This is a genomic window from Pseudomonas sp. B21-019, from assembly GCF_024749225.1.
Taxonomy (GTDB): Bacteria; Pseudomonadota; Gammaproteobacteria; order Pseudomonadales; family Pseudomonadaceae; genus Aquipseudomonas.
On record NZ_CP087193.1, the window covers coordinates 6,359,563 to 6,377,780 of the forward strand.

Consider the following 18,218-nt stretch of genomic DNA (forward strand, 5'->3'; position numbering starts at 1 on the left):
CATAAGGAAAGTGCAATGCGTGAAACTCAAAATCAGACCTTCACTACCCACGATGGCGTTGAGCTGTTCTACCGTCATTGGCCGGCCACGGCGGGTAATCCGGGCGAGCCGCGCAAGGCTGTGCTGCTGTTTCATCGCGGCCATGAACACTCAGGGCGTATCGCCCACCTGGTGGATGAACTGGACCTGCCAGCGTTCGACTTCTTTGCCTGGGACGCGCGCGGCCATGGTCAGTCGCCAGGCGCTCGCGGCGACAGCCCGAGTTTCGCCACCAGCGTGCGTGACGTGCAGACCTTTTGCGATCACCTGAACGCGACCCACCAGATCGACGAAGAGAACATGGCCGTGATCGCCCAAAGCGTCGGCGCGGTGATTGCCTCGACCTGGGTCCACGACTATGCACCGCGCATCCGCTCGCTGGTGCTCGCGTCGCCCGCATTTAAGGTCAAGCTCTACGTACCTTTCGCCCGTCCGGGCCTGGCGCTGATGCGCAAGTTTCGCGGCAACTTTTTCGTCAACAGCTACGTCAAGGCCAAGTTCCTCAGCCACGACCCGGAACGCGTCGCCTCCTACGACAGCGATCCGCTGATCACCAAGGCGATTTCGGTGAATGTGCTGCTCGGCTTGTATGAAGCCGCCGACCGTGTGGTGGCCGATGCGCAGGCGATTCAAGTGCCGACCCAACTGCTGATTTCCGGCTCGGATTTTGTGGTCCACCGCAAACCCCAGGAACAGTTTTTCGAACGCCTGGGCAGCCTGAAAAAGGAAAAACACATTCTCCCGGGCTTCTTCCACGACACGTTTGGGGAACGTGATCGCGCCGTGGCCGTAGCCAGCACCAAACGCTTTATCCTGCAAAACTTTGAATACCCGCTGGACCGGGCCTCGTTGCTTGATGCCGACAAGATCGGCCTGACCTGCGCCGAATCCGAATCCCTCGCCGCCCCGCTGCCGCACAACTCGTTGCGCGACCTGTACTGGCGCATGACCCGCGCCAGCATGCGCCTGGGCAGCCAGCTGTCAGACGGGGTGAAGCTGGGCTTCGACACCGGGTTCGATTCCGGCAGCACCCTGGACTATGTGTACCGCAACCAGTCCACCGGCAAGGGCGGGCTCGGGCGGATGATTGATCAGAACTACCTGAATTCCATCGGCTGGCGCGGCATCCGCCAACGCAAACTCAACGTCGAAGAACTGCTGCGCCTGACCATGGCCAAACTGCGCGAAGAAGGCCGACCGGTGCGCATCGTCGACATTGCCGCCGGTCACGGCCGCTACATTCTCGAAGCCTTGCAAGGCGTCAGCCCGCTACCGGAGTCGATACTGTTGCGCGATTACAGCGACATCAATGTGCGTGACGGTGGTGCGCTGATTCGCGATAAAGGCCTTGGAGACATCGCGCAGTTCGTGAAAGGTGACGCGTTCGACCGCGCCGACCTGGCGGCACTGGACCCAAAACCGACACTGGCGGTGGTGTCCGGGTTGTATGAACTGTTTGCCGACAATGCACTGGTCGGCGGCTCTCTGGCGGGCTTGGCCGAGGCCGTGGAGCCCGGTGGTTATCTGGTCTACACCGGTCAGCCCTGGCACCCGCAGCTGGAACTGATCGCCCGCGCCCTCACCAGTCATCGCCAAGGCCAGGCTTGGGTGATGCGTCGGCGCAGCCAGGCGGAAATGGATCAACTGGTGGAAGCAGCAGGTTTTCGCAAAATCACCCAACGAGTGGATGAATGGGGGATCTTCACCGTGTCCCTCGCGCAACGGGTGCAATGATGGGGGCTGTCCCGAGAGAGCCGGGTTTGCTCAAACCCGCCGTGCTCTGGTTGCTGGTGCTGGCGCCGCTGTTTTTCGCCAGCTACGGCTTTGCCACGTGGGTCACGGCCCAGCGAAGCGATGTCGACACCTTCGTTTTCGATTGGGAAACCGCCATGCCCTTCTGGGCCTGGACCATTGTCCCCTACTGGACGATTGACCTGCTGTACGGTTTTTCGCTGCTACTGCCCGATAGTCGCCATGAACTCAAGCGCCACGCCTTGCGCCTGCTGAGTGCACAAGTGATCTCCGTCAGTTGTTTCCTGTTATGGCCACTGCGCTTCACGTTCGAACGGCCTGAACTGGACGGAGTGTTCGGCTGGCTGTTCGCAGTGCTGGCCGGGTTCGACAAACCGTTCAATCAGGCGCCATCGCTACACATCGCCCTGCTGGTGATTTTGTGGGTGATGTACCAACGGCACACGCAAGGCCTGTGGCGCTGGCTAGTGCACGGCTGGTTCGCATTGATCGGAGTTTCAGTGCTGACCACTTATCAACATCACTTTATTGACTTACCCACAGGCGCCCTCGCCGGCTGGCTATGCGTGTGGTTATGGCCGCTGGATCGGCCCAGCCCCTTGATTAGCCTGCGGTTGGCCAAGGACCCGAAACGCTGGCGCCTGGCCCTGCGTTATGGCATCGGTGCGGCAATATTCGCCATTCCAGCCTTTGGCCTGGGCGGCGGATGGCTGTGGCTGATCTGGCCTGCCGTGGCGTTGCTGTTGGTGGCGCTCAACTACACGCTGCTGGACGCCGCCGGGTTTCAGAAACGCGTCGACGGCCGCCTTAGCCCGGCCGCCCGTTGGTTATTCGCGCCTTACGTGGCAGCGGCGTGGATCAATTCACGGCTTTGGACCCGCAAACATCCGCAGCCCAATGAGGTTGTGGATAACGTTTGGCTCGGCAGGCTTCCCGACGCTGATCAGTTGGCGCCGTTCAAAGCTGTGGTTGATCTATGCGCTGAGCTGCCGCTCAACCCGAGAGGCCGCGCCTATCAAAGCATTCCGATACTCGACCTGACCGCGCCCAGCGCTGAGCAATGCCTCGCCGCCGCCCAAGCCATTGAACACCTGCGCCAGCAAGGCCCACTGCTGGTCTGCTGCGCTTTGGGCTATTCGCGCAGCGCCACCGCTATCGCGGCCTGGTTGCTGCACAGCAGTCGAGCGGCCACTGTCGATGCCGCCGTGGCGATGATCCAAGCCGCACGCCCGCAAGTGGTGCTGCATCCGGCCCATCGCCAAGCCCTGGAGAACGCCTATGCCGGTTGATATGGAACTGCACGTGGTCGCCAGCCTGCTGCACCGGGGCCGCACCCTCGATCAGTTATCCACAGGGCTGACCTTGCTGGGTGTGTTGTTCGGCCTGCTGCAACTGCTGCTGATCACCCCGACTGCGCCGTTCTTGATCCTCAGCGCCTGGCTAATCATCCTCGGGCTATGGCAAAAATACTGGGCGCTGCGGGTGGCCTTCGACGCTGACCTGTTTACCCTGATGGCCCGCGACGCCGACGCTTTGTCAGACCGCACTCAAGCCCTCGATCAGGCCCTGCAAAACCTCGGCCTGCAACCGGCCAACCGTGCCGGCCGGCCCTGGGCCGAACGTCAGCGCGGGGGACTTAAACTGCTGCGCAAACAGGCCGTCCTGCTGGCTGCCCAAGTGCTGCCACCCTTGGCTGTCATACTGGCGAGCCCTTGGCTGCCCTTCGCTGGATAAGGAAATCGTTATGTTCGAACCTGTGATCGCCATCCTCATCACCTCCATGGCCCGAACCGTTACTGGCGCCCGCAGCCTGTGGATGGGTTGCGCGCCGGAACCCGTGCAACGCATTTATTTTGCCAACCACAGCAGCCACGGCGACTTCGTGCTGCTGTGGGCCTCGCTTCCTTCCTCCCTGCGCAAACTTACGCGACCGGTGGCCGGCAGCGACTACTGGAACAAGAGCGCCTTGCGCCGTTACATCATCAGCCGAGTGTTCAACGGCGTGCTGATCGACCGCGAGCGCAAGGACCCTGTGGGTAACCCGTTGCAGCCCATGCTCGACGCCCTGGAGAAGGGTAATTCGTTGATCATCTTTCCCGAAGGCACGCGCAATCCGGAAGATGGTTTACTGCCGTTCAAAAGCGGCCTGTATCACTTGGCAAAAAGTTACCCACAGGCCCAGGTGATTCCGGTGTGGATCGCCAACCTCAACCGGGTCATGCCCAAGGGCCGAGTGGTGCCACTGCCGCTGCTGTGTACCACCAGTTTCGGTGCGCCCCTGCAACTGACTGAAGGCGAGAGCAAAGAGCAGTTCCTTTCACGCAGCCGCGAAGCACTGCTGGCCCTCGCCCCGGAGCATTCCTGACATGGATAGACAAACCCTGATGCTGTTCGGCGGGATCGGCATGATCCTGGTGCTGGCCTCACTGATTGGCCTGATCCTCAAACTGCGCACCCGGGGCACGCCCAATGCGGTGGTCGAAAACCTCAACGCCCGCATCAACGCCTGGTGGGTGATGGTGGTGGTGATCGGCGTCGCTTTTTGGCTGGGCACCGGCGCGGTGATCCTGCTGTTTTACGCGGTATCGTTTTATGCGCTACGCGAATTCCTCACCCTCACGCCCACCCGACGCAGCGACTACCCGGCGCTGGTGGCAGCGTTTTACCTGGCATTGCCGCTGCAATACCTGCTGATCTATTCCGATTGGTACGGACTGTTCTCGATCTTCATTCCGGTGTACGTGTTTTTGCTGCTGCCGATCCTTGCGTCTCTGGGCGGCGACAGCACGCACTTTCTCGAGCGGGCGTCGAAAGTGCAATGGGGCTTGATGATCGCGGTGTTCTGCGTATCGTTCGTGCCCGCCCTGCTGACTCTGGACATCGTCGGCTATGAAGGCCGCAACCTGTTACTGATCGCGTATCTGGTGATCGTGGTGCAGCTGTCGGACGTGCTGCAGTACGTATGCGGCAAGTTGTTCGGCAAACACAAAATCGCGCCCAATCTGTCACCGTCGAAAACCGTCGAAGGCTTTGTCGGCGGCGTTCTGCTGTCCTCGCTGATTGGTGCAGCCTTGTGGTGGACCACGCCGTTCAACCCGTGGCAGTCGTTCTTTATTGCACTGCTGATCAACCTGCTGGGGTTTGCCGGTGGCATCGTGATGTCGGCAATCAAGCGTGATCGGGGCGTGAAGGATTGGGGGCATATGATCGAAGGCCACGGCGGGATGCTGGATCGACTGGATTCAGTGTGTTTTGCGGCGCCTATCTTCTTTCATCTTGTGCGGTATTGGTGGACTTGAAATAGCTGACCTTTTTCCAGACAAAAAAAGACCGCAGCCAACACTGCGGTCTTTTCGTTTGGGTGCTTACAACATAGTTTGACACACTGCCGCCCGGAAACGCTGAGCCAAACGGGCATCTCGACTACACCCATCCGCAACATAGATTGACACTATTCAGCTCATGACTGAATACGACGTCCCACCGCTTACAACATAGTTTGACACAACGCTCCCTCCACTCCCTAAGTGATCAGCTAGGATGGCGGAATCATTTCGTATGTTGCATGGATGGAAGCTATGGCTCGGAACTGTGTGGGGAAATGCGATGGCGGATGCCTTAGCGGGATGAGCGCGAACACTTCGGCACTTCTGCCATCAAGCTGCAGCGCCACGCCAATGCTCAATAGCTGGTTAGCCACCATACTTGGAGGCTTCCCTCAATGACTGGTTTGTTTACCAAGCTGAAAGGATGGTTCGCCAGACGACAAGTAGGGTCGTGTGAAGAGCCTTTGATGGATCAGCGGGTGGAAATCGGATCTGAAGCCCCGATTCGCACGAAATCAGAAGACCGTCTGAGAAGGGCAGATTTTGCGGAGCGCATAGCTGCAGTGCTATCCGAACTAAGCCTTCGCGAAGGTCGCGTGTTTGCGATCCGTGGGGGCTGGGGCTTCGGCAAGTCTTCTTTGAAGTACTTGGTGATCGAACGGCTGGAAGCGAAGAGAGATGCCGCTGATTGGCTCGATTTCAATCCCTGGCAATGGGGCGATGGCAATGCAATCGCCCGCGCACTCTTCGGCCAGATCGCTAATCGGTTAGGTGGCGATCATTCCAAGGAAGCAATCGCCCGAGCTGAAGATTTGCGACGCTACGGTGCGATTCTGACAGGAGCCAGCGCACCACTGAAAAAAGCCGGCGGGGCTAGTCAGCAAATTTCTTCAGTTTTGACGAATGCATCGGTGATCTTTGTCGCGTCAGCAATAGGCTTTGATCTGCCTACAGCTGCAACTATTGCTGCCGCTCTCGCCGGTGTATCCGTACTGACATCCCTACTCGGACGCTTATTGACGCACTTTGGGCGTGACCGAACCGGCGAGCCGCTCGATAAAATCCGCGAGGCTTTAGAAGATCGTCTTCGTAAACTTGATCGACCGCTAATCGTCTTCGTCGACGATATTGATAGACTCGAACCCGATCAGATTCGGGTATTGCTTCGACAAGTCAAGGCTAATGCCAACTTGCCCAATATCGTTTTTGTGCTGCTCTTCCAACCCAGCATAGTGGAGCGAGCTCTTGATCCGGTCGCGGACGGTGACGGTCGTGCCTTCCTAGAAAAAATTGTACAGACTAATTTCGACCTCCCCGCCGTCCCAGTGCACACGGTGCATCGTATTTTTGGTGAACAGCTGGGCCAATTGACGTCTTCCTACACCACCGACTCAAACGGGCTCACGGATATTCGGTGGGGAAATGCCTTGTTAGGCTGCATCCTACCGCGATTGCGTAACATGCGAGATGCCCGCCGACTCCTTTCCTCTATTGCAGTTCACATGCCACTACATGCGTCAGGTGACGTATTTGAAGTGAATATCGTGGATTTTTTGGTTTTGGAAGCGTTGCGCGTTTTCGAGCCAGACCTGCACGAGACTCTGTTTCGTGAAAGATCGTTGGTTTTGCAAGAACACCGCTTCCAAGGCGACGGGCGACGAGATGCGATGCAGACTGCAACTCAGAGGTTCCTTGAGACGGTACCGGAGAACCGTCGTGCTCTCGCACAGGCCACTATCAAATTACTTTTCCCGACTCTTGAGTGGGCACTGGGCGGCGCAAACTACGGAGAGGGTTTCCATGCTCAGTGGCTGGCAGCAAAGCAAGTATGCTCACCCCGCTATTTTCCGCAGTACTTCGAGCTTCAAACAACGCTCGGGGAAATGTCTGAACGCCGCTTCGTGGAATTTATCGACGCCAGTTCGACTGAGGAGAGTTTTGCCGCTTCGATTGCCGAAATCGAGGATGACGGGTTGCTCCCTTCCCTCGCCGCTAGACTGGACGAATCCTTCTCGCGTCTACCGATCGAAAACGCTGCAGTAGTGCTTCCGGGCATGTTTCAGATTTCCCAAAAACTCGTACGCTCTAGCAATGACTTTTTCAACTCTCCATATGTCGCGGCATGGCGAGCAACGTCCTGGTTCATAGATCGAATTCCGGAAAATGAACGGGGTGCCTTGGCCTTGGAAGCACTCCGTACTACGGAGGCTCTCTCGATTTCTTCACTGCTCATTCATCTTAGTGACCCTGCCGATCGTGAAGAGGGCGCCACAGGTTTCGAGCCCGCACTTGATCTCGAAACCATAGAGGCAATGAAGGTTGTATGGTTGCATTTCATAAGAAACCGAGCCGCGAACGTTGAAGCTCTGCTTGCCGCCCCCGACCTTGATTACCTGCTTTTCCGATGGAAGAAATACACAGGATCCATTGAAGAGCCTCGTGCTTGGGTGATGGATATCATCCGGACTGAGGAAGGCTTTGCCAGAATCGCCTCCGGCTTCATGAGCACGGGTACAAGCCATACGGCAGGTGACCGTGTATCCAAGGCGCATAACATGTTCAACAAAGACACTATTGCCGAGTTCATCGGACTAGAGGTAGCTAAAGCCAGATGCGATGCCATCGACCCAACAGATTTCCCAGAGCATGAAGTGCCTTTACGCACTCTCCACACACATGTTGAGGCCTGGATTGAAAGAAGGGGCGACTTTCTCTATCTATAACAGCTAGTTACAGCTACTTGAAGGTGCGGGACGCGACCGGATCCGCAGTCGGCGATGAAGCAGCAGCCGCTTGATCCACAACCGGAATGACGCAGCCCGCACGCTGGCGCCCGCCAATGGATAACGCCGAGACGTCAGCTACTCCATCGGGGGCGTTACGCTTCCAGTAGAGTTAACTGCCGCCTGCGCAGCGGTCAAAAGCCCTTCCAACGCCTCTACAAGTTTCGCCACCGCCGGCTCGCACCCCGGAGCAAGGCGCAACAGCTCATCCACCTTCCGGCCCAAGCTTGTGCTCGCCACCGTGTAAAGGCCAGGGTCTTCATCAACTTGCAAAAATATGCATATTTTTTGCAAATTTTTACCGACACTACTCATCTGTCCCCTTTCGTAACGAGAGATCTGTGAGTGATCTACGCTAACCGCACGGCCCAGTTCTACAAGCGACAAATTTCTATTTAGACGTGCTTGGCGAATCTGGCTTCCGAGGGCGGTGGCGCCTGATGCAGAGTTGAATTTTTTTCCCATAATGTGCAAAATATTTGCACAGTTTTTCACAAAAGGCGAGCAGCATGGCGGTCTACGTCGATTCGGAAGAAATCCTGTGGCGCGGAAAACTCTGGTGCCACTTGGCAGCTGATACGCTGGACGAGCTGCATACGTTCGCGATCAAGCTAGGCCTTCGCAGAAGCTGGTTTCAATCGCACGGGTATCCGCACTACGATGTGACCGTTTCAGTGCGTCAACGCGCACTGAAAATGGGAGCCATTGATGCTGATCGCGAGACCATCGTTAGTCGCTGCAAGCAACTGAAAATGGAGCTACGGCAGCAGTTACTGGCCATCGCGTAAGACGTTATCACCATGATCAGGGAGGATTTATGGCACCAGCACCTCAACCGCGCCCAGAGGCACTCTCAGTAGCCAAGTACATGCTCAAAGCGCGAGAGAGCATGCGCTTCAACGATGACCCCGATAGCCTGCAATACATCCGCTTCGGGTACTTCGGTGAAATCGGAGGGCTTCTTTCCGCGGTGAAGAAGGCTGGACGCGATCGCCTGCAGGCCGCAGATAGCCAGTTGGCCGCCGAAGAGATGGGCGACGCGTTGTGGTACCTGACCATTGCCGCGCACCTTTTGAAAATCCCCGCCGACGCCTTGGGAGAGCACTGCATCCTGGTGCTACGCGAAGAATTCGGTGAAAGCAGGAAGGCCCCGGCGCCGCCAATCACATTCCGTCAGATAGACGGTCTTATCGAATCACAGCGAGATGAGGATACAATCCCCCGCCCAATGCAGCTGGGGAAGCTCGCACTCAGTGCAGGCGTGCTGGCAGAAATGTCCCACGCCAGTCTGAATTCCATGGCAGCGCCCTCCCGAGAAGCCTACTTCGGGAAACTCCTGTCAGAGCTTGCCAAGACATGTGCAAGCTTCAACCTGAGCCTGGAAGACATCGCGCAAGGGAATCTGGAAAAGACGGCCAGTCGATGGCCAAGCAACCAGGAACGCGATTTTCCGCTGTTCGATGAAGGCTTTCCTGAGCACGAGCAGTTCGAGCGTAAATTCACGATCGAATTCATTGAGCGCGGTGAAGGGCAGAACAAGCATGTGGTGCAACGCTTGAACGGTGTCTACATCGGTGATCGGCTGACTGATAACAGCAATGAGTCTGATGACTATCGCTTCCATGACGTCTTCCATCTGGCCTATGTGGCTCATCTGGGGTGGTCGCCTGTGCTGCGGTCCCTGCTCAAGCGGAAGCGAAAATCCAACCCCGCCAAGGATGAGAACGATGACGGCGCTCGCGCGGCAATCATTGAGGAAGGCATTGCGACCTGGATCTTCGACCACGCGAAAAAATACAAATACTACGAAGGGACTCAGCCTGGTCGCCTCGACTACGGTCTTCTCAAGCAAATTGAAGGCATGGTTAAAGGCTACGAGGTTGAGCGATGCAGGCTGTGGCAGTGGGAACTTGCCATTCTCGACGGCTTCAAGATGTTCCGCGAGCTGCGTGAACACCGAGGAGGCTCCGTAGAAGTGAACATCACTGAAGGGTCGCTGACCTTTCACAAGCCCGTTAAAGAGGCCGATACGAAATGACCCCCACTTCCTTTGTGAAGGCCTTGGCTGAATTCAGCCTGGATAACGTGTTCAACCCATACGCAGACACCTGCTCAGTGCATGATCGTGCCGGAGCGGCCGCGTCGCGTCGCAAGAACTTGCGAAGCTACCTGCGAGCCGTTTCCGACCTTGGGGCAGATACCATCTGGATGGGCCGTGATCTGGGCTATCGCGGCGGGCGCCGGACTGGGCTGGCCCTCACCGACGAATACCATCTGCCTGAGATGACCCAGGTCTATCCAGGGTGCGAGTCGCAACAAGCCACCCGTGGCCCCGCCATCGCTGAACGCACGGCTGCTGAGATCTGGGCGATACTGAAAGCTGTGGACGTTCCGCCACTGCTTTGGAATGTTTTTCCATTCCATCCGCACGAGCCAGGCAACCCATTCACCAACCGCAAGTTCACCGCCAAAGAGCTAGCGTTGGTCGATGAACTGAACAACGAGCTCTTTAACTGGCTTAGGATCAAAAGGATCATCGCGATCGGCCAGGACGCCGCTCACTATGCGTCGCGCTTCGGCCTACCAGTGGAAACCATTCGCCATCCGAGCTACGGCGGTGTCCGTGATTTTCGAGCCGGGATGGCCAGGCTCTACAACATACGCCCCCAAACTCCCCAGACAAGCCGCCAAGCTTCGCTGCTCTGACGCCCCCTCTCAACCGGGCAAGGATGCCAAAAGGTCCTTGGTGACGCCTACCTTCCCGAAGGTTTCCGTGTCCAAGTATGCGTGCGTTGCAATGCAGGTTAGCGTCCCGCACTCATACTTGGACTCTTTACCCACAAACGAATGAAGCTGGCTCAACCCGACCAGGTTGCCCAGAGCACGCTGGCAGTACCACTGGGAGCGGTAAACCGCAGTCAAATCCAGCTTGCCGTTCGTAATTTTGAAACTCAGATGACTCAAGCAGGGCACATTGAGGCCCTTAGCGTCCCGGGTCGGGTCATACACTGGCAGCTCATACCCATGCCCCTCTAGCGGCGGAGCCAGATCATCCTCGGCATCGCTAACTCCCAGCTCAAACGCTGCCTGATACTTGGTACCGGTATGCGTCTTGAGCAGACGCTCGATCAGATCGTCTAGTGGGTTGATGGTCCCTGCTCCGTTACGGCGCTGGCGGCTCATCATGCGCTGGGCATAGGTTCCCCACGAACTGGGTTTCTTCCCCTTGGCCAACAAGGCCAGGTAGGTCGTATAGAGCTCAGGTCGTGCGAACCGGCGGGCCAAACCGTTCGGAAAAATAGTGCCCGCAACAGTTTCGACACTCAAATCTTTCCGGCCCTTGCGCAACACTGCGTCCACTGCCCGAATGATCGTCAAATCGTCCTTGGTGAGCTTCTGAGGTTCGCTGATTTCAATAACCAGGTTCCGATCTTTCCGCTGCGTGCATCCATCAAGATGACGCGCCGCCGCCAGCCAGGCCTGCCCCAAACGCTCACTCACGATCAGTTTTGCCATTCTCAACTCCAAAAGCACATTCGGCATGCGCGCTTACATAGGCGCCTGAAATCCAGGCGTGTCCATCTACACCCCATTGAGGGCCCCAGCTATTGCGCACGTAAAACCACGGCGCACTGCTTCCTTCTTCATGACCTAAACCAATGGCGACCACAGCATGCAGCAGCCCCGGCATGACTTGATCACTGAAAAGCACTACATCCCCTGCGGGCTTGAAGAATTCGGGGGTAACTCGCAACCCCAACCCGACCGGCTGACCGACGCTAATGAAACAAGCGATATCAGTAGGGTCAGCTGATACGTGCTGCAGAACCTGCCCATAATGCTGAAGGTCCGCAGGCAGATCTGGAATGGGGTGCGAAGGCTCCTCAGGGCAGTAGGGAAAAGCGGTTTCTTCGGGCTGGCCGGCGAGCGAAGCCCCTTGCATCGCATCGAAGGTGACACCACCCCCTGGCGCCCATGCCGGGGACAAGATTGCGGCCGCTCGGTAAAGGAATTCAGGACTCAAATCGGCAGGAGCCCCTGGACGATTGAGATCGGACAATGCAAAGGCCAAACAGGTCGGACGTCGCCCCTGCGACCTTGCCGGCGAGCCATAACCGTCAAGCATTACCTTGTGGACAATCACGATTGATCGTCCTCAAGTACTTGCTTACGCGATTGAGGTGTCAGCCCACTAGATAAAGACTCGAATTGGGCACTGGATTTGAAAGAATCGGTTGCGGGAGTAGATGCATCCCATGGCGCTCGCTCGGAGAGCTGCACACTCACTGGTGCAGCGCTGCTCGCGCGCCCCTCAGTGAGCAAATAGTCCATCGTGCCTAGCCCACCGAACGTCAAAGAATCATTCGAGGACGGCGTCGAGGGGACCGTCAACGGCTCAAGATGGAAGCCCTCCGTGGCCAGCCCTTCCACTGAATCAGCTTCCCAGAGATAGCCTGACGATGCGCGGCTTGGTAGTCGAACAACGAGCTGATCATCCGGTCGCGGCTCCAAGATCGAGGTCCGGTCATCACTGTCCAGCAGCCAAACGTCCTTTCGGGCATCAGATAGCCGATCCCCGAGCAATGATCTCTTGATCATCGCCGGCGTAGTCCGCAGCATCTGCTGCACTTGATCGGTGCTCATGACGTTGTGGCGGCTGAGCGACCAAGCGGCTGCCTCGTAGCTGACCCCCATGCGCAAGGCCAACTGATACAAAATGGCAGGACTAAACAGCTGCTCTTTCGTCCATTGCTTGCGTTGCATGATCTTGACGATCAGCTTGCGAGGAACGAGAAGGTTGTAGCCGAACTGATCCGCTTCCTGTTCGATAAGGGCGCCTTTGGAGCCGTAATAGATATGCTCGTCGGCAGTACTTCCATGCCCCATGAAGAAGTGACCCAGCTCGTGGGCACAAGTCATGTGAACAAGGCCGGCCGAACGGTCCACATTGACCAAGATGCCGGGTGTTTCATCACCTAGAAATGCACCCAGCAGCTTTTGCATGGGGCGCAGCATGACCATAACCCCAGAATCCGCAGCAATTTGGAAAGGGTCAATCCGCGTATAGCCGTCTTGCTCGATACGCGCCATCGCGCCAGTTTCGTCGATGACCTCGGTCGCACGCTGCACAGCTCGCAAAACAATATCGCGGTAACCCATTCACTATCCCTTGTGCTTGAGGAACTCGGCGAAGCGAGCTACCTCATCAATATCCTGCTGCGAAAGTCCATGCACGGCCCTGGCCAGAAACGCAAGCTGGGTTGGCCCAGAAGGCAATGGATCTTGACCGGTTGTCAGGTACTCCATCGACTTGCGGTACAGCTTGGCCAGCTTGCCCAACTCCACGGCCTCAACCTTGCGGTTGCCCGACTCAATGTTAGTCACGGCCGGGCGAGAAAGTCCCAGTGCATGGGCAACCTCATCTTGGGAGAGTCCGACATATTCGCGAGCATCCCGCAGACGTTCAGCAAGGCGGAGCCGATCTGGATCTTCCACTGACGAACTACTCATGAGTCTTATCCTTCAAGTGCTTGAGGATACCTGAGGTCACCAAGCTGACGAACTGCTCCTTGGTTTCATAGCCGCCGTTTCGGATCACAACCTCAACCGGAATCTTTACCTTGAGTATTTTCCCGATATCGACAAGAGCGTCGACGGCCATAACCGATTCCATAGGCGCGCCCAACTGGTCTACAGACAGCGGGTCTTCAACGATTTCAAGCGCACGCTTATCCCAGAACTGGCCAAGGTGCTTCTCGATTTCGCCTTTCCTATCCATAAATTCACCGTAATAAAATCGTACATTAATGGTTCGAATTTAATTCGGTACTGGAAATTTTGCAAGATCGCCCAAGCGTGACGGCGCGCTAGCCATCTACCCGCCCCCCTTACTCTGCTCCGATAAGCGGTAGCTTGACACCCTTTGGTTCGAAGAATAGTCTACCTACTAGTTGGTAGACAAACGAACAGAGGACATCATCATGCAGTTCAAAGGTCGCAAGCTTTTGGTAGTAGGTGGTACGAGTGGTATCGGTCTCGAAACCGCACAAATGGTCGCCGAGCAAGGCGGTTCGGTGGTGATCGTGGGCAACCGCCCTGAGAAAGCCGAAACTGCACGCCAACAACTGGCTGCCATTGCCGGCGAAGACAAAGTCGCGGCCTACGCGGTTGATCTGACCAATTTTGCCAGCGTCCAAGCGTTAATCGAAAAGCTGGCCGCAAGCCACAAGGACATTGATCTGATGGTCAATTCTGCGGGCATCTACTATCCGAAGGCGTTCATCGAGCACTCGCTTGAGGATTACGACAACTTCCTCAACCTGAACCGTGCCGTCTTCTTCCTGACCCGTCAGGTGGCAGCACAGCTAGTCGCTCAGGGCAAACCTGGTTCGATCGTAAACGTCACCGCCGTGGCAGCGCGTCAGGCTGTTGAAGGTGTTCCGGCTTCGGCCTACTCCATGGCCAAAATGGGTCTGGATGCCCTGACGACTCACGCTGCGGGTGAGCTGGCCCAGCACGGTATTCGAGTTAACTCGGTCAGCCCGGGCATTGTGGAAACCAAAATCTTCGAGCGTTTCATCCCTGGTGACCAGCTGGCGGGTGCGCTGAACGATTTCAACAACTTCCACCCACTGGGTCGCAACGGCACTCCACGTGATGTGGCTGAGTCTATTGTGTTCCTGCTCTCCGATAAGACGTCCTGGGTGACTGGTGCGGTCTGGGATGTGGACGGTGGAGTCATGGCTGCCCGAAAGCAAGGGAAGTAAACTCGCTGCGTAGTGGCCGGAATCGCTCTTTTCTGGTCGGGCGATGAAGGCAGGAGAATGTATGACACTGGCAACACGGGACGCGTTAATTCAAGCCGCTGAAGGACTCATGCGCACGAGAGGCTATGCGGCGTTCAGCTACGCGGATCTTGCAGATGCTGTCGGTATTCGCAAGGCGAGCATTCACTACCACTTCCCGACAAAGGAAGACCTGGGGATCGCGATCGTCGAAGAGTACGTCTCGCGAGTGCAGGCTGAATTCGAGCGCATCGAGATCAATCAGAAAGGTGCAATTGAAAGGCTCAAGGCGTTCTATGTGCTTTTCTATTCCAGCACTGAAGGTGGTCTGTTGCCATTGTGTGGTGCGCTGGCGGCAGAAATGGCCGCATTGCCCGATGGGCTTCAACGTCTGACACAGCGATTCTTCGACGTGCAGTTGTCCTGGTTGACCAGAGTGATGGACGAAGGCATTGCTGCTGGGGAGTTAGCCCAAGGGCGCGGATCCAGAGAGAAGTCTTACCTGTTGCTCAGCATTCTTGAAGGATCGAGCTTCATTAACTGGGCCACGAAGGACGGTGAGACTGTGAATATGGCTGTAATTCGGATGATCGCAGAGTACTGATCTCTGCGTGCAAGGGGCTGATAGCGACCCGCGTCGGCCCATTTTTTGGCAAATCTTACCTATCAACTAGTAGGGTGGTAATCATGTCTAGCATGCCTAACTGGCAACAAACCATCACCGATGTAAGTGCTCGCCTGAAAGAGTTCGGCACTCATTCGCCTGACACCCTGCGGGGCGCGGCAATGCTCGGTAACGCCGGCAACAAAACCAATCACCTCGATGCCAAGACTCGCGAGCTGATCGCTCTGGCTGTCGCTGTCACCACTCGCTGCGATGGCTGCATCGCGTTTCACGCTGCTGAGGCCAAGAAACTCGGCATCACCACCGAGGAAGTCAGTGAAGCCCTGGGTGTGGCAGTGAATCTAAACGCCGGTGCGGCGGTGGTGTACAGCACTCACGTCCTGGATGCCATGGACAGTACCCCCCAGAGCTGAGGGAGCTTTCGCAGCTTATCCAGCAGAGGCAGATGAGAGGAGATTCCATGAAGAAAATTACGGTTGAGGTCTGGTCCGACTTTGTCTGTCCCTGGTGCTGGATAGCAAAGAAGCGCCTGGAAAAGGCCATTGATGCACTCGGGCATGAAGTTGAAATCGTGCCTCACGCTTATCGATTGGCCAATGGCTTGAACCCGATCCCGTTCAGCCAGGCACTGGTACAGAAAACCGGCAGCAAGGCACAAGCGGACGTGTTCATGAAGTCCGTACAAGTAAATGCTTCGCTTGAAGGGTTGGACTACCGGTTTGACCTCATGCGCTTCGGGGACACCTCCGCAGCTCACCGGTACGTAAAGGCCATCTCTGATCCGACACTGCAAGCCCGCTTTATCGAGCGGCTTTACCTGGCTGGAACCACCGAGGGTAAGGACATATTTAACGAACAGATCTTGCGAGATCTGGCGATAGAGGTGGGTGCATCTGATCTCCATGGCTTCGATTCGGCAGAGGCCGCAATTCGCAGTGATGAAGCAGCGGTCAACCGCTTTGGAACTGGCATACCGCTGTTCGTGATCAATGGCAACCGCCACATCTCCGGCGCTCAGGATCCCGCAGTGTTTACCGAAGTGCTCCGGGCAGCAGTTGAAGAACTTTCGAGTGATGAAGAAGCCATCGGTGCAACCAGCTGCTCAATTTCCGGCTGCACGTACTGACAGGGTTATTGCCCTCGGCTGTCTTGAATTTCTGATTATTTACTCATGATTTTAAGAGGATTCGACAATGGACAAGCATCTCAACGGTATTGATATCGCGGCGCTGCAAGCCTTCGCACAGGGCGTCGCTGAAGATCCGTCCAAGCGTCACGCACGCTTCAAGGTCAAAACCAAGTGGGAACATCAAACCCGCACCGTGGCCACCGTCGACCGCTTCCACCTGAGCGGTACCGACTACCCACGTGACATCAAGATCGCGGCCGATGAGCCACTGGAACTGCTGGGTGCCAACTCTGCCCCGAACCCACAGGAACTGCTGATTTCCGCTTTGAACGCATGTCTCTCCGTGGGTTATGTCGTTAATGCCTCGGCCATGGGCATCACCATCCACAACCTTGAAATCGAGACCCATGGTGAGCTTGATCTGCGCGGATTCTTGGGCCTAGACGAAAGCGTTAACCCCGGTTTCGACGAAATCAGCTACGTCGTGCGCATCCACACCGATGCGCCTTCCGAGAAAGTGGAAGAGCTGCACCGCATCGTCACCAAGACGTCCGTGAACCTCGCCAACTTCTCCAAGGCGATCCGTATGGTGCCGAAACTCGAAGTCGTCACCGGTTAAGCAAGCCGTTTGAATCAGGTATTCGTTCGTAGAGGTTGCACATGAAAAAGCTGTTTACTCCATACAATCTGGACAGCCTGGAACTGGCTAACCGGGTAGTCATGGCCCCAATGACCCGTACCCGGACGGAAGACAACGTCCCGACAGAACTGACTGCGCTTTACTACGCGCAGCGGGCCTCAGCCGGTCTGATCATCACTGAAGGTCTGCCGATTTCTGACGAAGGGCGTGGTTACCTGTACACCCCTGGAATCTACACCGATGAGCAGACCCGCGCCTGGCGCGAAGTGACTGATGCCGTGCACGCCAAAGGCGGCAAGATCTTTGCCCAGCTGTGGCATGTTGGCCGAATGTCCCACGTGTCGCTGCAGCCTGGCAACGTGGCACCGGTCTCGGCGAGTGCCGAACCGGCTGTAGGTACTACGGTTTACGCGTGGACCGCACCTGACGTTGCTGGTCCTGTTGCCCCCAGCGTCCCGCGTGCACTGACCATCGATGAGATTCACCGTGTCACCGAAGACTTCGTTGCTGCGGCGTTACGTGCGGTGGAAGCCGGCTTCGATGGCGTCGAGCTGATGGCCGCTAACGCTTTCCTGTTCGACCAGTTCCTGAGCAGCCAGATCAACACACGTACCGACAAATACGGTGGATCAATCGAGAACCGTCAGCGCTTCCTGCTGGAGACTGTCGATGCTATCGCTGATGCCATTGGCGGTTTCCGCGTAGGTGTACGGATCTCACCGTTCGGACGTCTGTACGATCTGCGTCCATATCCAGAGGAAGAGGCTACCTGGAACAGTATCGCCTCGGAGCTTAACGAGCGTGAGCTGGCTTTCGTCCACTTGAACTACCAACCAACGCTGGATGCAGTGCCTTTCCCGAGAGGCTTCTACAGGCACTTCCGCTCACTCTACAAAGGCACAGTCATCGGCGCCGGTGGATTTAACGCACAGCTGGCAGAAGCCGAGCTGCAGAACGGCAACCATGACCTGATCGCCTTCGGCACCTCGTACATTGCCAACCCGGACTTGGTCGAGCGGATGCAGAACGGTTGGCCACTCGCACCGAGCGATCACTCCACCTTCTACGGTGTGATCGGAGCGAAGGGCTACACCGACTATGCGGCATACCAGGAATAAGTATTCGACTGGTTCACAGCA

At 56.8% G+C, this 18,218-nt stretch carries 21 protein-coding genes; 15 read left to right on the forward strand and 6 right to left on the reverse strand.

All coding sequences use genetic code 11. From position 1 onward, the window contains the following. Nucleotides 1–15 precede the first annotated feature (15 nt). The 6 genes from LOY36_RS28705 (at nucleotide 16) to LOY36_RS28730 (ending at nucleotide 7,840) form a co-directional block, all read left to right on the forward strand. Nucleotides 16–1,773: a bifunctional alpha/beta hydrolase/class I SAM-dependent methyltransferase gene (locus LOY36_RS28705; RefSeq protein WP_258671737.1), complete on the forward strand. Its 1,758-nt coding sequence runs from the start codon at nucleotides 16–18 to the stop codon at nucleotides 1,771–1,773. Then, on the forward strand, nucleotides 1,770–3,080 hold the full coding sequence (locus LOY36_RS28710; protein ID WP_026346038.1) for a phosphatase PAP2/dual specificity phosphatase family protein: 1,311 nt from the start codon (nucleotides 1,770–1,772) through the stop codon (nucleotides 3,078–3,080). The genes LOY36_RS28705 and LOY36_RS28710 overlap by 4 nt, the downstream gene beginning before the upstream one ends. Next, the gene (locus tag LOY36_RS28715) at nucleotides 3,070–3,525 is read left to right on the forward strand and encodes a hypothetical protein (RefSeq protein ID WP_019651252.1); all 456 of its coding nucleotides are present in this window, start codon (nucleotides 3,070–3,072) and stop codon (nucleotides 3,523–3,525) included. Before LOY36_RS28710 ends, LOY36_RS28715 begins: the two co-directional genes overlap by 11 nt. A gap of 10 nt (nucleotides 3,526–3,535) precedes the next feature. Next, on the forward strand, nucleotides 3,536–4,156 hold the full coding sequence (locus LOY36_RS28720) for a 1-acyl-sn-glycerol-3-phosphate acyltransferase (RefSeq protein WP_258671738.1): 621 nt from the start codon (nucleotides 3,536–3,538) through the stop codon (nucleotides 4,154–4,156). A gap of 1 nt (nucleotide 4,157) precedes the next feature. Further along, on the forward strand, nucleotides 4,158–5,090 hold the full coding sequence (locus tag LOY36_RS28725) for a phosphatidate cytidylyltransferase (RefSeq protein ID WP_258671739.1): 933 nt from the start codon (nucleotides 4,158–4,160) through the stop codon (nucleotides 5,088–5,090). A 422-nt stretch (nucleotides 5,091–5,512) separates the two neighbouring features. Continuing rightward, nucleotides 5,513–7,840, forward strand: coding sequence for a KAP family NTPase (locus LOY36_RS28730; protein WP_258671741.1), 2,328 nt, complete (start codon nucleotides 5,513–5,515; stop codon nucleotides 7,838–7,840). Between the two features lie 138 nt (nucleotides 7,841–7,978). On the opposite strand, the gene LOY36_RS29210 is transcribed toward LOY36_RS28730, so the two are convergent. Continuing rightward, a complete protein-coding gene (locus LOY36_RS29210; protein WP_408981131.1) occupies nucleotides 7,979–8,365 on the reverse strand; it encodes a helix-turn-helix domain-containing protein in 387 nt (128 codons plus the stop codon). 44 nt (nucleotides 8,366–8,409) lie between these two features. Between LOY36_RS29210 and LOY36_RS28735 the strand changes: the two genes are divergently transcribed. The 3 genes from LOY36_RS28735 (at nucleotide 8,410) to LOY36_RS28745 (ending at nucleotide 10,606) form a co-directional block, all read left to right on the forward strand. Continuing rightward, complete coding sequence (locus LOY36_RS28735) at nucleotides 8,410–8,688, forward strand: DUF4031 domain-containing protein (protein WP_258671743.1); 279 nt, start codon at nucleotides 8,410–8,412, stop codon at nucleotides 8,686–8,688. A 101-nt stretch (nucleotides 8,689–8,789) separates the two neighbouring features. Then, nucleotides 8,790–9,938 (forward strand): hypothetical protein, encoded by a 1,149-nt coding sequence (locus tag LOY36_RS28740; RefSeq protein ID WP_258671744.1) that lies wholly within the window; start codon nucleotides 8,790–8,792, stop codon nucleotides 9,936–9,938. Then, nucleotides 9,935–10,606, forward strand: coding sequence for a uracil-DNA glycosylase (locus LOY36_RS28745; protein ID WP_258671746.1), 672 nt, complete (start codon nucleotides 9,935–9,937; stop codon nucleotides 10,604–10,606). Before LOY36_RS28740 ends, LOY36_RS28745 begins: the two co-directional genes overlap by 4 nt. 9 nt (nucleotides 10,607–10,615) lie before the next feature. On the opposite strand, the gene LOY36_RS28750 is transcribed toward LOY36_RS28745, so the two are convergent. Genes LOY36_RS28750 through LOY36_RS28770 form a run of 5 tightly spaced genes read right to left on the reverse strand, consistent with a single transcriptional unit; the run spans nucleotide 10,616 to nucleotide 13,679 of the window. Further along, on the reverse strand, nucleotides 10,616–11,416 hold the full coding sequence (locus tag LOY36_RS28750; RefSeq protein WP_258671748.1) for a hypothetical protein: 801 nt from the start codon (nucleotides 11,414–11,416) through the stop codon (nucleotides 10,616–10,618). Further along, nucleotides 11,394–12,044: a C1 family peptidase gene (locus tag LOY36_RS28755; protein ID WP_258671750.1), complete on the reverse strand. Its 651-nt coding sequence runs from the start codon at nucleotides 12,042–12,044 to the stop codon at nucleotides 11,394–11,396. Before LOY36_RS28755 ends, LOY36_RS28750 begins: the two co-directional genes overlap by 23 nt. Next, nucleotides 12,041–13,060 carry an ImmA/IrrE family metallo-endopeptidase gene (locus tag LOY36_RS28760; RefSeq protein WP_258671751.1) on the reverse strand — a complete coding sequence of 340 codons (1,020 nt, stop codon included), beginning with the start codon at nucleotides 13,058–13,060 and terminating at the stop codon, nucleotides 12,041–12,043. Before LOY36_RS28760 ends, LOY36_RS28755 begins: the two co-directional genes overlap by 4 nt. 3 nt (nucleotides 13,061–13,063) lie before the next feature. Next, entirely contained in the window at nucleotides 13,064–13,411 is a 348-nt protein-coding gene (locus LOY36_RS28765) for a helix-turn-helix domain-containing protein (protein WP_258671753.1), read from the reverse strand. Further along, nucleotides 13,404–13,679 (reverse strand): hypothetical protein, encoded by a 276-nt coding sequence (locus LOY36_RS28770; protein WP_258671755.1) that lies wholly within the window; start codon nucleotides 13,677–13,679, stop codon nucleotides 13,404–13,406. Before LOY36_RS28770 ends, LOY36_RS28765 begins: the two co-directional genes overlap by 8 nt. 202 nt (nucleotides 13,680–13,881) lie before the next feature. Between LOY36_RS28770 and LOY36_RS28775 the strand changes: the two genes are divergently transcribed. From LOY36_RS28775 to LOY36_RS28800, 6 genes are all read left to right on the forward strand, one after another. Beyond that, nucleotides 13,882–14,667, forward strand: coding sequence for an SDR family NAD(P)-dependent oxidoreductase (locus tag LOY36_RS28775; protein WP_258671757.1), 786 nt, complete (start codon nucleotides 13,882–13,884; stop codon nucleotides 14,665–14,667). 61 nt (nucleotides 14,668–14,728) lie between these two features. Beyond that, nucleotides 14,729–15,289 carry a TetR/AcrR family transcriptional regulator gene (locus LOY36_RS28780; RefSeq protein ID WP_008041393.1) on the forward strand — a complete coding sequence of 187 codons (561 nt, stop codon included), beginning with the start codon at nucleotides 14,729–14,731 and terminating at the stop codon, nucleotides 15,287–15,289. 92 nt (nucleotides 15,290–15,381) lie between these two features. Further along, complete coding sequence (locus LOY36_RS28785; protein ID WP_258674236.1) at nucleotides 15,382–15,723, forward strand: carboxymuconolactone decarboxylase family protein; 342 nt, start codon at nucleotides 15,382–15,384, stop codon at nucleotides 15,721–15,723. Nucleotides 15,724–15,770: 47 nt separating this feature from the next. After that, nucleotides 15,771–16,436 (forward strand): DsbA family oxidoreductase, encoded by a 666-nt coding sequence (locus LOY36_RS28790; protein WP_258671759.1) that lies wholly within the window; start codon nucleotides 15,771–15,773, stop codon nucleotides 16,434–16,436. Between the two features lie 67 nt (nucleotides 16,437–16,503). Next, entirely contained in the window at nucleotides 16,504–17,058 is a 555-nt protein-coding gene (locus tag LOY36_RS28795) for an OsmC family protein (protein ID WP_258671761.1), read from the forward strand. A 41-nt stretch (nucleotides 17,059–17,099) separates the two neighbouring features. Beyond that, the gene (locus tag LOY36_RS28800) at nucleotides 17,100–18,197 is read left to right on the forward strand and encodes an alkene reductase (protein WP_258671763.1); all 1,098 of its coding nucleotides are present in this window, start codon (nucleotides 17,100–17,102) and stop codon (nucleotides 18,195–18,197) included. Nucleotides 18,198–18,218 lie beyond the last annotated feature (21 nt).

Bases quoted from the DNA above. Each gene is read 5' to 3' on its own strand.
- LOY36_RS28705 (WP_258671737.1), top strand. From the start codon at position 16: ATGCGTGAAACTCAAAATCAGACCTTCACTACCCACGATGGCGTTGAG.
- LOY36_RS28710 (WP_026346038.1), top strand. From the start codon at position 1,770: ATGATGGGGGCTGTCCCGAGAGAGCCGGGTTTGCTCAAACCCGCCGTG.
- LOY36_RS28715 (WP_019651252.1), top strand. From the start codon at position 3,070: ATGCCGGTTGATATGGAACTGCACGTGGTCGCCAGCCTGCTGCACCGG.
- LOY36_RS28720 (WP_258671738.1), top strand. From the start codon at position 3,536: ATGTTCGAACCTGTGATCGCCATCCTCATCACCTCCATGGCCCGAACC.
- LOY36_RS28725 (WP_258671739.1), top strand. From the start codon at position 4,158: ATGGATAGACAAACCCTGATGCTGTTCGGCGGGATCGGCATGATCCTG.
- LOY36_RS28730 (WP_258671741.1), top strand. From the start codon at position 5,513: ATGACTGGTTTGTTTACCAAGCTGAAAGGATGGTTCGCCAGACGACAA.
- LOY36_RS29210 (WP_408981131.1), bottom strand. From the start codon at position 8,365: ATGGGAAAAAAATTCAACTCTGCATCAGGCGCCACCGCCCTCGGAAGC.
- LOY36_RS28735 (WP_258671743.1), top strand. From the start codon at position 8,410: ATGGCGGTCTACGTCGATTCGGAAGAAATCCTGTGGCGCGGAAAACTC.
- LOY36_RS28740 (WP_258671744.1), top strand. From the start codon at position 8,790: ATGCGCTTCAACGATGACCCCGATAGCCTGCAATACATCCGCTTCGGG.
- LOY36_RS28745 (WP_258671746.1), top strand. From the start codon at position 9,935: ATGACCCCCACTTCCTTTGTGAAGGCCTTGGCTGAATTCAGCCTGGAT.
- LOY36_RS28750 (WP_258671748.1), bottom strand. From the start codon at position 11,416: ATGGCAAAACTGATCGTGAGTGAGCGTTTGGGGCAGGCCTGGCTGGCG.
- LOY36_RS28760 (WP_258671751.1), bottom strand. From the start codon at position 13,060: ATGGGTTACCGCGATATTGTTTTGCGAGCTGTGCAGCGTGCGACCGAG.
- LOY36_RS28765 (WP_258671753.1), bottom strand. From the start codon at position 13,411: ATGAGTAGTTCGTCAGTGGAAGATCCAGATCGGCTCCGCCTTGCTGAA.
- LOY36_RS28770 (WP_258671755.1), bottom strand. From the start codon at position 13,679: ATGGATAGGAAAGGCGAAATCGAGAAGCACCTTGGCCAGTTCTGGGAT.
- LOY36_RS28775 (WP_258671757.1), top strand. From the start codon at position 13,882: ATGCAGTTCAAAGGTCGCAAGCTTTTGGTAGTAGGTGGTACGAGTGGT.
- LOY36_RS28780 (WP_008041393.1), top strand. From the start codon at position 14,729: ATGACACTGGCAACACGGGACGCGTTAATTCAAGCCGCTGAAGGACTC.
- LOY36_RS28785 (WP_258674236.1), top strand. From the start codon at position 15,382: ATGCCTAACTGGCAACAAACCATCACCGATGTAAGTGCTCGCCTGAAA.
- LOY36_RS28790 (WP_258671759.1), top strand. From the start codon at position 15,771: ATGAAGAAAATTACGGTTGAGGTCTGGTCCGACTTTGTCTGTCCCTGG.
- LOY36_RS28795 (WP_258671761.1), top strand. From the start codon at position 16,504: ATGGACAAGCATCTCAACGGTATTGATATCGCGGCGCTGCAAGCCTTC.
- LOY36_RS28800 (WP_258671763.1), top strand. From the start codon at position 17,100: ATGAAAAAGCTGTTTACTCCATACAATCTGGACAGCCTGGAACTGGCT.